General features: G+C 33.0%; 18 protein-coding genes. 17 read left to right on the top strand and 1 reads right to left on the bottom strand.

Annotated elements, in window-relative coordinates; all coding sequences use genetic code 11:
* The 6 genes from MVE07_RS00090 to MVE07_RS00065 all read left to right on the top strand — a co-directional run.
* Window positions 1-213: DUF6364 family protein (locus MVE07_RS00090; RefSeq protein WP_297452583.1), on the top strand; the 213-nt coding region annotated here is incomplete at its 5' end.
* On the top strand, window positions 210-626 hold the full coding sequence (locus MVE07_RS00085; RefSeq protein WP_297452581.1) for a PIN domain-containing protein: 417 nt from the start codon (window positions 210-212) through the stop codon (window positions 624-626). The genes MVE07_RS00090 and MVE07_RS00085, both read left to right, overlap by 4 nt.
* Window position 627: 1 nt before the next feature.
* Window positions 628-1,998, top strand: a complete 1,371-nt coding sequence (locus MVE07_RS00080) for a nickel-dependent hydrogenase large subunit (protein WP_297452579.1) — start codon at window positions 628-630, stop codon at window positions 1,996-1,998.
* A 125-nt stretch (window positions 1,999-2,123) separates the two neighbouring features.
* Window positions 2,124-3,368: a hydrogenase small subunit gene (locus MVE07_RS00075; protein WP_297452577.1), complete on the top strand. Its 1,245-nt coding sequence runs from the start codon at window positions 2,124-2,126 to the stop codon at window positions 3,366-3,368.
* Window positions 3,369-3,380: 12 nt separating this feature from the next.
* Window positions 3,381-5,144, top strand: a complete 1,764-nt coding sequence (locus MVE07_RS00070) for a nickel-dependent hydrogenase large subunit (protein WP_297452575.1) — start codon at window positions 3,381-3,383, stop codon at window positions 5,142-5,144.
* A gap of 15 nt (window positions 5,145-5,159) precedes the next feature.
* A complete protein-coding gene (locus tag MVE07_RS00065; RefSeq protein WP_297452573.1) occupies window positions 5,160-5,849 on the top strand; it encodes a cytochrome b/b6 domain-containing protein in 690 nt (229 codons plus the stop codon).
* A gap of 20 nt (window positions 5,850-5,869) precedes the next feature.
* Here the strand turns inward: MVE07_RS00065 and MVE07_RS00060 are convergent, their stop codons facing one another.
* Window positions 5,870-6,067 carry a (2Fe-2S)-binding protein gene (locus MVE07_RS00060; protein WP_297452571.1) on the bottom strand — a complete coding sequence of 66 codons (198 nt, stop codon included), beginning with the start codon at window positions 6,065-6,067 and terminating at the stop codon, window positions 5,870-5,872.
* Between the two features lie 117 nt (window positions 6,068-6,184).
* On the opposite strand from MVE07_RS00060, the gene MVE07_RS00055 reads away from it, so the two are divergent.
* The 11 genes from MVE07_RS00055 to hypE all read left to right on the top strand — a co-directional run bounded on the left by MVE07_RS00055 (window position 6,185) and on the right by hypE (window position 14,550).
* Entirely contained in the window at window positions 6,185-7,483 is a 1,299-nt protein-coding gene (locus MVE07_RS00055; RefSeq protein ID WP_297452569.1) for an ATP-binding protein, read from the top strand.
* Between the two features lie 2 nt (window positions 7,484-7,485).
* Entirely contained in the window at window positions 7,486-8,136 is a 651-nt protein-coding gene (locus MVE07_RS00050; RefSeq protein WP_297452567.1) for an RloB family protein, read from the top strand.
* Entirely contained in the window at window positions 8,133-8,699 is a 567-nt protein-coding gene (locus MVE07_RS00045; protein ID WP_297452565.1) for a HyaD/HybD family hydrogenase maturation endopeptidase, read from the top strand. The genes MVE07_RS00050 and MVE07_RS00045 overlap by 4 nt, the downstream gene beginning before the upstream one ends.
* Complete coding sequence (locus tag MVE07_RS00040; RefSeq protein WP_297452563.1) at window positions 8,700-10,826, top strand: acylphosphatase; 2,127 nt, start codon at window positions 8,700-8,702, stop codon at window positions 10,824-10,826.
* A gap of 84 nt (window positions 10,827-10,910) precedes the next feature.
* Entirely contained in the window at window positions 10,911-11,153 is a 243-nt protein-coding gene (locus MVE07_RS00035; RefSeq protein WP_297452560.1) for a HypC/HybG/HupF family hydrogenase formation chaperone, read from the top strand.
* A 134-nt stretch (window positions 11,154-11,287) separates the two neighbouring features.
* A complete protein-coding gene (locus MVE07_RS00030; RefSeq protein WP_297452554.1) occupies window positions 11,288-11,590 on the top strand; it encodes a hypothetical protein in 303 nt (100 codons plus the stop codon).
* A gap of 18 nt (window positions 11,591-11,608) precedes the next feature.
* Window positions 11,609-12,721, top strand: coding sequence for a hydrogenase formation protein HypD (gene hypD, locus MVE07_RS00025; RefSeq protein ID WP_297452552.1), 1,113 nt, complete (start codon window positions 11,609-11,611; stop codon window positions 12,719-12,721).
* Between the two features lie 41 nt (window positions 12,722-12,762).
* The gene (locus MVE07_RS00020; RefSeq protein ID WP_297452550.1) at window positions 12,763-12,945 is read left to right on the top strand and encodes a hypothetical protein; all 183 of its coding nucleotides are present in this window, start codon (window positions 12,763-12,765) and stop codon (window positions 12,943-12,945) included.
* Window positions 12,946-13,236 (top strand): PIN domain-containing protein, encoded by a 291-nt coding sequence (locus MVE07_RS00015; RefSeq protein ID WP_297452548.1) that lies wholly within the window; start codon window positions 12,946-12,948, stop codon window positions 13,234-13,236.
* Window positions 13,237-13,356: 120 nt separating this feature from the next.
* Complete coding sequence (locus MVE07_RS00010) at window positions 13,357-13,548, top strand: DUF433 domain-containing protein (protein ID WP_297452538.1); 192 nt, start codon at window positions 13,357-13,359, stop codon at window positions 13,546-13,548.
* A gap of 3 nt (window positions 13,549-13,551) precedes the next feature.
* Window positions 13,552-14,550 carry a hydrogenase expression/formation protein HypE gene (hypE, locus tag MVE07_RS00005; RefSeq protein WP_297452536.1) on the top strand — a complete coding sequence of 333 codons (999 nt, stop codon included), beginning with the start codon at window positions 13,552-13,554 and terminating at the stop codon, window positions 14,548-14,550.
* The last annotated feature ends 53 nt before the right edge of the window (window positions 14,551-14,603 follow it).

Genomic DNA, 14,603 nt, shown 5'->3' with positions numbered 1-14,603 from the left:
GAAAAAGATTTAATAGAAAATGTAAAAGAGCTTTCCCAGAAAAAAGGAAAGTCCATATCTAAGATTGTGGAAAATTATTTTAAACTAATCTTAAAAGATAAAGAAAAAAATGAAGAATTAACTCCAACAGTAAAAAAATTAAAAGGAATTTTAAAAGATAAAAAAATTTCAGAAGAAGATTATAAGAAACACTTAGAGGAAAAATATCTTTGAGAGTTTTAATAGACACCAATGTGATTTTAGATCTTTTATTAGATAGGGAACCTTTTTCTGAACAATCAGCTTTGCTAATTTCGAAAGTAGAAAAAGGAGAACTTACAGGAGTTTTGTGTGCTACAACAATAACAACAATTTATTATTTGGTTAGAAAATCATTAGATAAAAAAGAAGCAGAAAAAAGTATAGATTTGATTTTTTCTTTATTTGAGATAGCCACTGTTAATAGGACTGTGTTAGAAACAGCACGAAAACTAGACTTTGATGATTTTGAAGATGCAGTAATTTATGCCTCTGCTATACATTCAAACTGTGATGTTTTAATCACAAGAAATATAAAAGCTTTCAAAGCTGATGATATCCCAATATACGAACCTGAAGAATTTTTGAACATACTCAACAGAGATTAAAATGCCAAAAATTCAGAAGACAGTTTTAAACAGGGTTGAAGGCGAAATAGAGCTTAAACTTATATGGGAAAATGGAAAAATAAAAGATGCCTTTATTATTGCACCAAATTTTAGAGGTTTTGAGTTTATATTAGAAGGAAAACCACCTCTTGATGCCCTTGTGATAAATCCCAGAATATGCGGTATATGTGGACATGCCCACCTGATAGCCACAGTCAAGGCCCTTGAAAATCTCTATGAAAACTCAGGAGAAAATATAGAAGTTCCAGAAAAAGCAAAACTAATAAGGGATTTAACATTATCTTCAGAAATTGTTCAAAATCATTTAAGATGGTTTTATCTGTTTGTTTTGCCTGACTTTTTAAAATTAGACAAAAATCCAAAGCTAAGAAAATATCAAGCCATAAAAGGTTCCCAGTGGAGAAAAGGATTAGATTACAGTTCTAAGATTGTTAAAGTTGTAGCCATATTCGGAGGACAATGGCCTCATACCTCTTATGCAGTCCCCGGCGGTGTAACATCAGACCCAACTACATTTGATATAGCTGAAGCAACAGCAATAGTGGACTCAGTTTTAGATTTTTATGAAAAAAATATTCTTGGAATGTCTACTGACAAGTATTTGTCAATAAAAAGTCTTGATGAATATCTTAAAGAAGCAAAAAACTCAGATTTAAAAACATTTTTAAATTTATGTTTAAAACACAATCTTCATAAAATCGGCAAAGCTTATCACAGATTTTTAACTGTATGTGATATTAGCCCTTCCATTTCAAAAGGGGCAACAAAAAGGAAAAGAAAAGATTTTGATATAAATAAAATAAAAGAAGTTGATGCTTACTCCTTTTTAACGGAAAACGGTTTTTCATTTGATAAAAACAGATATTCATGGGCTAAGGCTGTTAGGTATGATGGATTACCTTATGAAACCAGTCCCTTGGCGAGAAGAATCAATAACAGAGATGAACTATTTTTAAATCTTGTAAAAGATTTTAAAGATAGCTATCTGGTAAGAACATGGGCAAGAATTGATGAGGTTTTAAAGCTACTTCTTTCAATGAAAGAATGGCTTAAACAGTTAGATATCAAAGAACCTTCATATATAAAACCTAAAAAAGATATAAAAGAATTAGAAGGAAAAGCCTTTGGTTCCTGTGAGGCTGCAAGGGGGTCATTAATCCATGAGATACAGGTTAAAGAAGGAAAAATCCAGAAATACAATATAATCACACCTTCCACATGGAATTTGGGTCCCAGATGTCCTAAATATTTATCCCCTGCAGAAAAAGCAATAAAAGGCTTGCGTTCTTCTCTTCTTGCAGAAATGGTTTTAAGAAGCTTTGATGTTTGTTCAGTCTGCACAACCCATTGAAATTTAACGATTTTCAAAAACTTAAAACAAGAAACTATGATTTTTTTCATATTTCCTATTGACACTGAAAGAAAATTCATTCATCATTAAATTAATGAATGATTATTCATTAGGAGGGCTATCTTATGCAGTTCTTTGATAGGGAACATTTAAGGTCTATCTTTACTAAACCCACCAACTACATAAACACAAACCGCGGTAAAGAGTATTACGATAATCTCTACAAAAAAATGGAAAAAAGACTCAAAGAGCTTAAAGCCCAGCAACCTGTTAGGGAAGCAGAAATCAAATTTCAGGAACTTCTTGAGACATGGGAACTTTCCAGAAGGGATTTCTTAAAATGGGTTTCTGCAACAACTGCAATGCTTATGCTTCCACCTCAATTTGAGCCCCTTGTAGCACAGGCTGCAGAAGTAATGAACAGAGTTCCAATTATATGGATAAATATCCAGGATTGTGCTGGAAACACAGAGGCGTTACTCAGAAGTTATTCCCCAACAGTTGATGAGCTTATTTTAGATTATCTTTCTGTTGAGTATCAGGAAGTTATAATGGCTGCTGCAGGAGACCAGGCTGAAGAAAATCTAAGAAAAGCAGTCAAAGATTTTGATGGAAAATATCTACTGTTTGTGGAAGGTTCTATTCCTGCTGGAATGCCTGAAGCATTTACCATTGGAAGACATCCTAAAACAGGGGTTGAGCATGTAAAAGAACTGGCTGACCATGCAGCTGCTGTTATAGCTGTTGGTGCCTGCGCATGTTTTGGAGGTGTTCCTGCAGCTTATCCAAATCCAACAGGTGCCGTTGGTGTAATGGATATAGTAAAAGGAAAACCTGTTGTTAATATCCCTGCATGTCCTGCAAATCCTGCAAATATAACAGGTGTTGTTATTCATTATATCCTTACCGGAGAACTTCCGGAGCTTGACAGTCTTTTAAGACCAAAATTTGCTTTTGGATACAGAATTCATGATAACTGTGAAAGAAGAGCCCACTTTGATGCCGGGGAGTTCGTTGAGGAATGGGGAGATGAGGGAGCAAAAAATAATTTCTGTCTGTATAAGATGGGTTGTAAAGGACCATTTACATTTAATAACTGTTCAATAGTTAGATACAACGAAGGAACTAACTGGCCTATCGGTGTAGGTAGAGGATGTATTGGATGTTCCGAGCCAGGATTTTGGGACAAATATGCAACAGAAAGACCCCTTGCAAACAGCGATATTCATCCTCCGGGACTAAACGGAGTTGAAGCAACAGTAGATGAAGTAGGTCTCGGTATTCTTACAGCGACAGCAATTGGAATTGGTATTCATGCCGTAGCAAGTGCCATTGCAGGCAAAAAAGATGAAACAAATGAAGAACAATAGGAGGTTTAAGATATGGGAAAACATGTGGTGGTTGACCCAATAACAAGGATTGAAGGGCATTTAAGAATAGAAGCAATTTTGGATGAGAATAACAAAATAGTTGATGCATACAGTTCTTCTACGATGTGGCGTGGAATAGAAGTAATCATGAAAGGAAGAGACCCCAGAGATGTGCCTCTCCTTGCAATGAGAATATGTGGAGTATGCACAGGAACCCATTATTACACATCAACACAAACAGTTGAACATGCCCTTGGAATAGTTCCACCAAAAAATGCAAGACTTGTTAGAAATCTTATCCAAGGTTCTCTTTATATACATGACCATACAGTTCATTTTTACCATCTTCACGCTTTAGATTGGGTTGATGTGGTATCAGCCTTAAAAGCTGATCCTGCGAAAGCTGCAGAAGAAGCAAAGAAATGGGCATCTATGTTAAAAGACCCTATTACCGGAGAAACTATAAGACCATGGAAAGATGGAGCAGGAGAATTTAAAGCCGTTCAGGATAGACTTACAAAATTTGTAAAAGCCGGAAGACTAGGGCCATTTGCCAATGCATACTGGGGAAACAAATCTTATAAATTCACCCCGGAACAAAATCTTGTAGCTGTAGCCCATTATCTTGATGCACTGCAGATACAGAGGGAAATGGCAAAGCTTATGGCCATTTTCGGAGGTAAAAACCCTCATCCACAATCACTGGTTGTAGGCGGTGTTACATGTGTTCAGGATATTAAAAACCCTGCAAGACTTGGCCAGTTTGGAGATATACTTGCCTTATCCAGAGAGTTTATATACAGGGCATATCTACCTGATATTTTAATGGCAGGAACCGTTTATGCAGAAGAAGCTTTAGCCGGAATAGGAAGAGGATTAGGAAACTATATGGCTTACGGTGATTTTAGAATGGACGATAACCCATGGTATCAGGGAAAAACTTTATTCCCAAGGGGACTTGTTTTAAACATGGATTTAACCAAAGTTTATGATGTTGACCAATCAAAAATAACAGAAGACGTAACCCACAGCTGGTATGAATATAAGGGAACAGATAAACCATTACATCCATTTGAAGGACAAACAAATCCGAAATATACAGGTTTCAAACCAGATGGAACATTAGACCCTAAAGGAAAATACTCATGGATAAAATCTCCAATCTATGATGACCACAGGGTAGAAGTGGGACCATTAGCCAGAATGATAGTAGGATATGCAAGAGGTGACGAAAGAATAAAACATTATGTTGATTGGCTACTAAAATCTGGAAACCTTCCTGCTAAAGCGCTATTTTCAACTGTTGGAAGAACAGCAGCAAGGGCTGTAGAAACGGCTTTAATGGTTGATGTAATGAAAGAATGGTTAACGGAACTTTCTAAAAATGTTGCTGCCGGAGATTTAAGCACATGGACAGAATATGATTTTGAAAAACTAACAAAAGGTCAGGAAAGAAAAGGTTATGGCCTGACAGAAGCCCCAAGGGGAGCACTGGGACACTGGATTAGGATAAAAGACGGAAAAGTAGAAAACTATCAGGCTGTTGTTCCTTCCACATGGAATGGAGCACCAAGAGATTACAAAAACAGAATGGGAGCCTATGAGGCATCCTTAATAGGAACTACTCTCTCAAACCCAGACCAGCCCCTTGAGATACTGAAGACTATACACTCCTTTGACCCATGTATTGCCTGTGCTGTTCATGTTATAGACACAAAAGGAAAAGAGTTGGGTGTTTATAAAGTAGAGCCTATCGGTGGAGCTTGCTCTATTTAAATAAGGAGGGCTGCTATGTATCAAAAAGTAAAAAGAATGACAAAAACAATGCGTATTTTCCACTGGATAAATGCCTTTTCTATTCTGGCAGCTGTTATAACAGGGTTTTATATAGGGCATCCATACTATCAGACCCTAATATCCGAACCTGCTGCTTATAAGTTTGTAATGGCTTATAATAGGCTTATTCACTTTTTCGCGGCTCTGTTACTTGATGTAGTTTCTGTTGCCATTTTTTATCTTTATTTTGCAAGTAGATTTGAAAAGCCTATTAAAAAATTAATTCCCAATGGGCAGAATATAAAAGAGTTCTGGGAAGTGTTTTTAAATCTCATTACTCTAAATAGAAGGAAAAACTTTGACAGTTCCCATTTAGACAGCTTCAATGCTGTTTACTTCACAATACTTCATCTTCTTCTTGTATGGATGCTTTTAACAGGATTTTATATGTATGTTCAAGGTTTAGAAAGTGGGTTATCTGCAATAGGTTCTTGGTGGCCGGCTTTACTACATCTTGCTACAGATTGGGTAGGATGGCTGCTTGGAGGACACGCAGGAGTTAGATGGTGGCATCACTTTACAATGTGGATAATACTGGCATGGGTGGCTTTCCATATTTACTATCAAGTATGGAGAACAATTTTCTGGAAAGAAGGGGATATCGCCATTGTATTCGGCGGCTATAAATTCAAAAAGGCTAAATAACAGGGGAAACTCCTTCCCCTTCATTTTAAAAGTTCAGTCAGGTGTATATCCCTCTCACCGTAAGGGTCTTCTTCAGGTGATATACACATTTTACAAACTGTTCCGGCCTTTGTTTTCTCTATTAAGGTTTCAAGGTCTTTTATACCTTCTTCATCTATTGCCTGAAGTATCTCAGAGAGAGTTATCCTCTTACAAACGCAAACCTCAATCTCTTCCATTGTTTACTCCTAAAAAAAGTAATAATGAAACTATCAGAAATTTTACTATAAAAAATTTAAAATTTGCCGAATTATAATTTATAATTTTACATATAAACTGTAAATTTGGAGATAATAATGATAGTAAACTTTACTGTAGAAAATTTTAGGTCTATTAACGAACCTATTACTTTGTCATTTGAACCATTAGGAAAAGACAATTATCCTGAATACTATATCTATAAAACTCATTCAGGATTAGAAGTCTTAAAACTTGCCATCATTTATGGAGCAAATGCAACAGGAAAAACCAATATACTTAGAGCTTTAGACTTTTTGAAAAAAATTGCAACACAACCTAAGATTAGTAGAGATGAAAAGATAGAATTTTCTCCGTTTCTATTTACTGATTCTCGGAAAAATACTAAGTTTGAAATCGAATTTATCCAAAATGATTTAAGATACATATATAGTATAGAGCTAAACAATTCGCAGATTATAAAAGAAAAGCTTGCTGCTTACTTTTCAAGGAAATCATCAAATATTTTTGAAAGGCAAACATTAGAAAATGGAACTGTTCAAATAAAATTTGGAAATAAAATAAAAGTAAACAAAGTTGATAAAGAAATAATAGAAGGAAACACTCTTCCTAATATAACAACACTTGCTGGTATATTAAGAACAAGTATTAGGATAAGAGAAATAGATTCAGCAATAAGATGGTTTGGAAGAACTTTAAAACCGATTATAGAACCACGGATAGACTTAACAGGATGGGGACTTGAACAGATAGAAAAAAAGGAAGTTGATAAAGGTAAAGTAATAGAAATATTAAAAAATGCAGATTTTGGAATATATGATCTTATTGTTGAAAAAGAAAAACCAGATAAAGAAGATGTCAAATTTTTGGCTATGCTTTTAAAAAATTTTGAAAAAAAGGATGGGAATATAGATTTAGATTTTATAGAAAAAACTATAGAAAAAATAGAATTGTTTTTTGAACACAGAGTAGAAAATAAGAGCTATAAATTACCATATGGAGAAGAGTCTGCAGGAACGCAACGATTTTATCAATTAGCAATTGTGTTGTCTCTGCTCCTTGAAAAGAACTTAATATTTCCGATAGATGAGATAGAGTCTTCTCTGCACCCTGATTTAATAAAGCATTTTCTCAAAGTATTTTTATTTAATACTAAAGGAAGACCAGCCCAGCTTATATTAACAACACACTACAGAGAACTTCTTCAAGAAAAAGATTTAATTAGAAAAGATGTAATATGGTTTACAGAAAAGAAAAAAGATCTTTCCACAGATTTATATTCTCTTGCAGACTTTAAAACAGATAAACTAAGAAAAGAACATTCTATTTATAACGCTTATAAAATGGGTAAATTAGGAGCTGTTCCTTATGTAAAAACATACAGAGTAGAGGAATAATTGTGGCAAGAAGAAAGAAAAAAAACAGGGAACTGAAAGATGTTATTCTTGTGTATATAGAAGGAGAAACTGAAGAGGAATATATAAATTTTTTAAAAAGCAAATTTAGAGACAAAATTAACATAAAAATTGAACCAGAATTTCCCAAAGAACCTCAAAACCTTGATAGGACTTTAAAAGAGATTAAATCCAAATTAAAGGAAGTTGGAATATCACCAATTTACTGGATTATAGATTTTGACCATTTTAACAATGATATTAACGAAAGAAGAAGATTTGAAAATTTTTGGAACAATGCAAAGAACATAAAAGATATAAAACTACTTGTAAATAATCCCTGTATAGAATTTTGGTTTCTTTTACATCTTAAATATAGAGATAAAAGTTATACATCTTGTGGAGAGTGTGAGGAAGATTTAAAGAAAGAAGAAATTATTCTGGTCAATAGGAAGAAAGAGATAAAGATAAAACCCTTTCAGAATTATAAGAAAGGAAAATTTAACGAAGAAATTAAAACTTTTTTAATTGAAAATCTATATTCAGCAATTGAGAACGCAAAAAAGTTGGGAACTTTTGATATTAATGACCCCAAAAGCTGCGCTGAAATCTATCTTCTCATAGAAGAAAAAATTTTGAATAAAGGAATATCATGAAAAAAATCGGAATAGTTGGCGTCGGAAATGTTTTGTTCAAGGATGAAGGAATAGGAGTTTTTATAATTAAATATCTGCAGGAAAACTACAGATTTGAGCCTAAAATAGACCTTATAGATGCAGGTACACTGGGTTTTGGTCTTATGTCTTATCTCCATGAATACGACCATATAATCCTCATAGATACAATCTCTATAAACGACAAACCGGGAAGTGTTTTTAGACTATCTCCTGAACAACTTTCAGGAATTGCATCATACCATCAAACAGCCCATGAAGTAGAAGTTCTCCAGATGATAGAACTAACTCCACTTACAGGGAAAATGGCAGATACCGTTGTTATAGGAATAATTCCAGAGAATATCTGTGCTTCAGAGATAGGTTTAACACAAACTCTTGAAGGAACTCCTTTCAAAACAGCCATTGCCCAGATTTTTAAAGAGTTAGATAGAATAGGCGTAAAATATGAAAAGGTTAACGAGATACCCTTAAAAGAAGTTGTCAAAAAACATTTTGGTTCATACAACGGAGAACTATCAGAAAAAAGAATTCAGGAGTTTTAGATGGAAACAATGGAGCAGCTAAAGTTAAAAACAGTTTTTGATTACTACTCTGGAAACGATCACATAATAGACCTGATTTATAAAATTGGTAAAAAAATAGGTATTAATGGATTTGTAGAAAGAAAAAAAGACACAGTTTATATATATGTTTCAGGTAGTCATAAAGATATAGAAAAATTTTACTCTGAGCTTGGAGAAAAGCTTCCTTACTCAATTTTTATGTCTGAAGCCAAAACATATCCACTGGAAAACTTTGAAAGAGAAGACAGACTTTTTCATATAAAAGGAGATATAAACATACTTCCTAAAAATCTCTCTCTCTGTCCAACATGCACAAAGGAGCTACTGGATATATCAAACAGGAGATTTTATTTTCCGTTTATATCCTGCAATTACTGTGGCAGCCATTACTCGTATCTGTATGAATATCCATTTACACGGGAAAAAACAGTTTTTAAATTTTTTAAAATGTGTGAAGATTGCGAAAAAGAATTCAACGACGAAAAAAGTTTTAGACACAAATATCCACTAACAGCCTGCCATAACTGTTTAACTCCTATTTATCTAAAAAAAGGAGAAAATGAAAGATACGGATTTGATAATGAAAAAACAGTGGGAGCCGTAAGAACAGCAGCAGGGGTTATAAAAAAAGGAAATTTGCTTAGAATTTATACAACCGCAGGAGAAATCGTTGCAGGAATTCCAACAGAAGAAAACATATCAAAGGTAAGACAGTTTTTAGACCTTGGAGAAAAGCCTTTAAACCTACTAATATCTAATCCTCAAAACCTTTCAAGATACTTCCATATAGACCAACCAGAACTAAAAACACTTGCCTCACAGGAAAAGCCAGTTGTTCTACTCCCATTTAAAGAACTACCAGAAAAAGAGCTGTTATTCCCAGACCTTGGATATGGAAAAATAAAATTCCCAGATGAACCTATACTACTACTTTTAGCAAATCATTTAAAAGAAGAAGAAATAGACTATATCTTTTATGCTTTTTTAACAGAAGATTTTCAGAAAGCAATAACAGATTTTGAGCTAAATGCTGACCTTCCTGTGATAAATAAGCAAAAAGAAACGAAAATAGTTCTTATAAACGGAGAAATATTTATAAAAGAAGGAGAAAAAGGTATTTTACCTGAGATAATAAAGACAAAATCTACAGGCAATATTGCGATAACTGAAGATTATATAGCCTTTGATCTTGGAAATGGAGAGTATTTAATAGATAAAAAAGAAAAACTGATATTCCAGCTAAAAGATTTTGTGGATGAAATAAATAGTTTAAATATTTTAGAAGGAATTGATGAAAATATAGATATTCCTTATAAAGAGAAAAAAACTTTTAAGAAATATGAAGGAGCTATTTTATCTGTTTTAGCAGAAAATAATAAACTTTCAGAAAAGGCGTTATGTTTTTATTTTTCTTCTTATTCAAATGAAGACATGGTAGCTATTTACAAAAACAAAACTGTAAATCCTTTAATAAAGGTTCTGCCTATCCGCATATATGACAATCTGAGAGACACTGCTTTATGGGTGTTAGAAGAGATAGAAAAGAGTTCTGAAGAGGCAAAGAGACTTATTGATAGATGGAGAGGAAGATTTCCACAATTTTCAGGGAAAATATCTTCTCAAAACTATCAAGAAAAAAGCAGTATAACAGCAATTTTTAATGTGATTTCGTATCTTCTGGGAATTTTTAACAAAGAACCATCATATTTTGACCAACCTTATCAGGCACTTTTAAAAGAGGCTTTATCATTTGAGGCTAAAAGAGGACTTAGAATTGACTACTTTTTAGAGGAAATAAATGAGGAATTTTATTTAGATTGGAGAAAAATTATCCATTCCACGTTATCATTTAAACTGGCAGATACAGATAACAAAATGCTTGCATTCTCAGTAATAGAAGGCTTCAAAGAATGGATAGAAAAGGAAAGCAGTTCAATTTTATACAAACTTAAATTAAACAATGTAGCCATCACAGGGGACATATTCACAAATCCAGTATTAACAGGAAAACTCCTTCCCCATTTTTCAGGGAACTATAGTTTGCTTAGAAACAAAAAACTGCCTATGGACAAGCAGAATTTAGCTTTTGGAGGAGCGTTTTTGTGAAAATTGAAAATTGCCAAATTTAATTGAGTATTTTTTTTAACAATGATAAATTAATGAATAATAATTCATTCAGAGAGGATAAGGATGTGTTTATCAATACCATCAAAGATTGTTGAAATACTTCCTGATAACTACGCAATTGTTGACACAATGGGAGTTAAAAGAAAAGTATCTTTAGACCTTATGCCTGAACCTGTCGAAATAGGTGACTACGTTCTAATCCATGTAGGATACGCAATGACAAAAATGAGCGAAGAAGATGCCCTTGAAAGTATAAAAGTTTATGAGGAAATTATAAAACATATAGAAGAAGAGGAAAATTTGTAAAGGTAGGTTGGGTAAATGGGAAGAATTATTATAGAGGCTCCAGAAAATATAGAAGAGAAGATAAAAATATAAAAGATGCAGTAAACTGCCACTTTGAAGGAAATCAAAATAGGATTTAAAGAGAGATTTCAACAATGAAAGATGAAGTAATCAAAATTATAGAAAAAATTTTTGAGGATTTAAATATTCTATCCAACATAAACTTAAGTAATAACAATAGTAACAATGGAGATGATTTATTTTTGTCTCTTAGGCTGAACTGTATTAAAGAGTTTTATATATATATATTCTTAAATTCGCAGAATATAACTTTAGAAGTTATAACTGAATTTGATGGCAGACAGCAAAAGAAATATAGATCTAATGAAATAGGATTAAAGAATTTAGAGGAAGAACTTAATTATATAAAGGCTGAGTGTTTATTATCTCGTATATAAAACAAGTGAGGTATAATCATGCCAAATGTAGATTACTTAAAAGACTTTAGAGACTCAAAAAGAATTCAAGCTTTAGCAAAGTTAATCAAAAAAGAAGCAGACAGACCGTTAAACATAATGGAAGTTTGTGGAGGGCATACACATACTATAATGAAATACGGTTTAAAACAGCTATTACCTGAAGAAATAGACTTTATTCATGGTCCCGGTTGTCCTGTCTGTATAATGCCAAAAGAAAGAATAGACCATGCCATAGCACTGGCACAAGACGAAAACAATATTATCGCAACTCTTGGAGACATGATTAGAGTTCCGGGTTCAAAAAGTTCACTTCAAAAAGAAAGGGCAAAAGGAAAAAATGTAAAAATGGTTTATGCACCATTTGACATACTAAAAATAGCAGAAGAAAATCCAGATAAAAACGTTATATATTTTGCAATTGGTTTTGAAACCACAACTCCAATGACAGCTGCACTTATAGAAAAAGTTATTCAAGAGAACATAAAAAATATCTACTTTCACATAAATCATGTCCTTGTTCCACCTCCTGTAAAAGCAATAATGGATAGTGGTGAGGCGGAAATAGATGCTTTCATAGGCCCTTCCCATGTATCTGTGATAGCAGGAGCAAAAATTTATAAAGAACTTGTTGATTTATATAATACACCTGTTGTCGTGGCAGGGTTTGAGCCTGTGGATATTATGGAAAGTATCCTCTGGATTATTAGACAGTTTAAAGAAAATAGAAGAGAAGTAGAAATCCAGTATAAAAGGGCTGTAACTTGGGAAGGAAATACAAAAGCTCAAGAAATGATAAATAAATATATGGAACCCAGAGAAAAATTTAGATGGAGAGGAATTGGAGATATTCCATATTCAGCATTAAAGCTAAAAGATAAATATTCAGATTTAGACGCAGAAAAAGTTTTTGCTGATATTCTTCCTAACGAACCAATAGACGACCACAAGCTATGCATATGTGGAGATATTTTAAAAGGTGTAGCCAAACCTTACAACTGCAAAGTCTTCGGAACTGCCTGCACACCTCAAAATCCACTTGGTTCTTGCATGGTATCTTCAGAAGGAGCCTGTGCAGCCTATTACAAATATGGAAAGTTAGAACTGGTTTAATATATTTAACTTAGGAAAATTTGGACTAAGGAGACCAGATCATGGGAAAAATAATTATAGAAGTTGATGAAGACATAAATTTAAAAATAAAGGCGAAAAATACAAAAGAAGGATTGAAAAAATTAAAAGAAGAATTAAAAAAGAAGGAAAAAGGTTTCTTATTCTCATTAAGGCTTAAAACAAAAAATTTTAAGTTTGATAGAGAAGAAGCTGAGAGTAGATAAATGGAATATGTTTTTTTAGACACGAATATTTTGATTTATGCATTTTCGGAAGATGAACAAGATAAAAGAATAATTGCAAATAAAATATTATTAGAAGAAAATTGTTTGATATCTACTCAAGTCATTAATGAGTTATCCAATATTTTATACAAAAAATTCAAATTGGATTATCAAAATGCACTAAATGTTATAGATGAAATTTTGACAATAGTAGATGTAACTCAATTTGAAATAGAAACCATTAAAAAAGCACATTTAATTAGACATAAGTATAAATATAGTTATGTATGATTCTCTAATTATTTCAACGGCTTTAGAAAATAATTGTGAGATTCTATATAGTGAAGATATGCAGCATAAACAGATAATTGAAAATAAAATGGTAATAATAAATCCATTTGAGAGAAGAAGATGAAATATAAATATATAGAAAGAAATCCAAATATTTTTGGTGAAAAACCAGTTTTTAAAGGAACAAGAATTCCTGTCTATCTGATTTTAGACTTTTTATCAGCTAGTGAAACTATAGATAACATTTTAGAAAACTATCCTCAACTTTCTAAAGAAGCTATATTGAAAGCTATAAGATATAAAGAGGTATAAACTATGAAACAGATACTTTTATCCCATGGTGGTGGTGGAGAGGAAACACAAAAACTAATTAAAGAGCTGTTCTTTAAATACTTTTCAAATCCAATTTTAGAAAAAATGGAAGATGCAGCAGTTTTAGACCTAAACTCAAAACTTGCATTTACTACAGACAGTTTCACGGTATCACCTATTTTCTTTAAAGGTGGAAACATAGGAAAGCTTGCCATTGCCGGAACGGTAAATGACCTTGCAATGATGGGAGCAAAACCAAAATATTTAAGCTGTTCATTTATTATTGAAGAAGGGTTGCCATTTGAAGAATTAGAAGAAATCGTCAAATCAATGGCAGATGAAATGAAAAAAACAGGAGTGCAGATAGTCACAGGGGATACAAAAGTAGTTCCAAAAGGTTCCGCAGATAAAATTTTCATAAACACAACAGGAATTGGAGAGATAGTTTATGAAGGGATTTCAGCCCATAACATAGAAGAAGGAGATGTTATTTTAGTTTCTGGAACAATTGGAGACCATGGAGCCTGTATAATGGCTCAAAGGGAAGGGATAGAGCTTGAAGGAAATATATCTTCTGATTGTGCTTCTTTATGGCCACTGGTAGAAGATTTAATAAATTCTGGAATAACTATAAAAGCAATGAGAGACCCTACAAGAGGAGGACTTTCTGCCGTTTTAAACGAATGGGCAGAACAGTCAAATATCGGAATAGAAATAGAAGAAGAAAAAATCCCTGTAAAAGATGAAATTCAAGGACTTTGTGAACTCCTTGGGCTCGAACCTTATACACTTGCAAATGAAGGAAAACTTATATTAGCTGTTCCAGAAAATGAAGCTGAAAAAGCCTCAGAAGTTATGAAAAACAATGAACTTGGAAAAGACGCCCAAATAATCGGAAAAGCAATTTCCGACTACAAAGGAAAAGTGATCCTGAAATCCCCTTACGGCTCAAAAAGAATAATGGAACCACCGGCCGGAGAACTGCTACCAAGAATTTGTTAAATACATATAACTTTATATTGAAAATATGTAGATTTAAACTTATTATATACATA

Source organism: Persephonella sp., assembly GCF_027023985.1.
Taxonomy (GTDB): Bacteria; Aquificota; Aquificia; order Aquificales; family Hydrogenothermaceae; genus Persephonella_A.
Note: the sequence above shows the minus strand (reverse complement) of the source record. Positions and strands in the feature narration are given on the sequence as shown.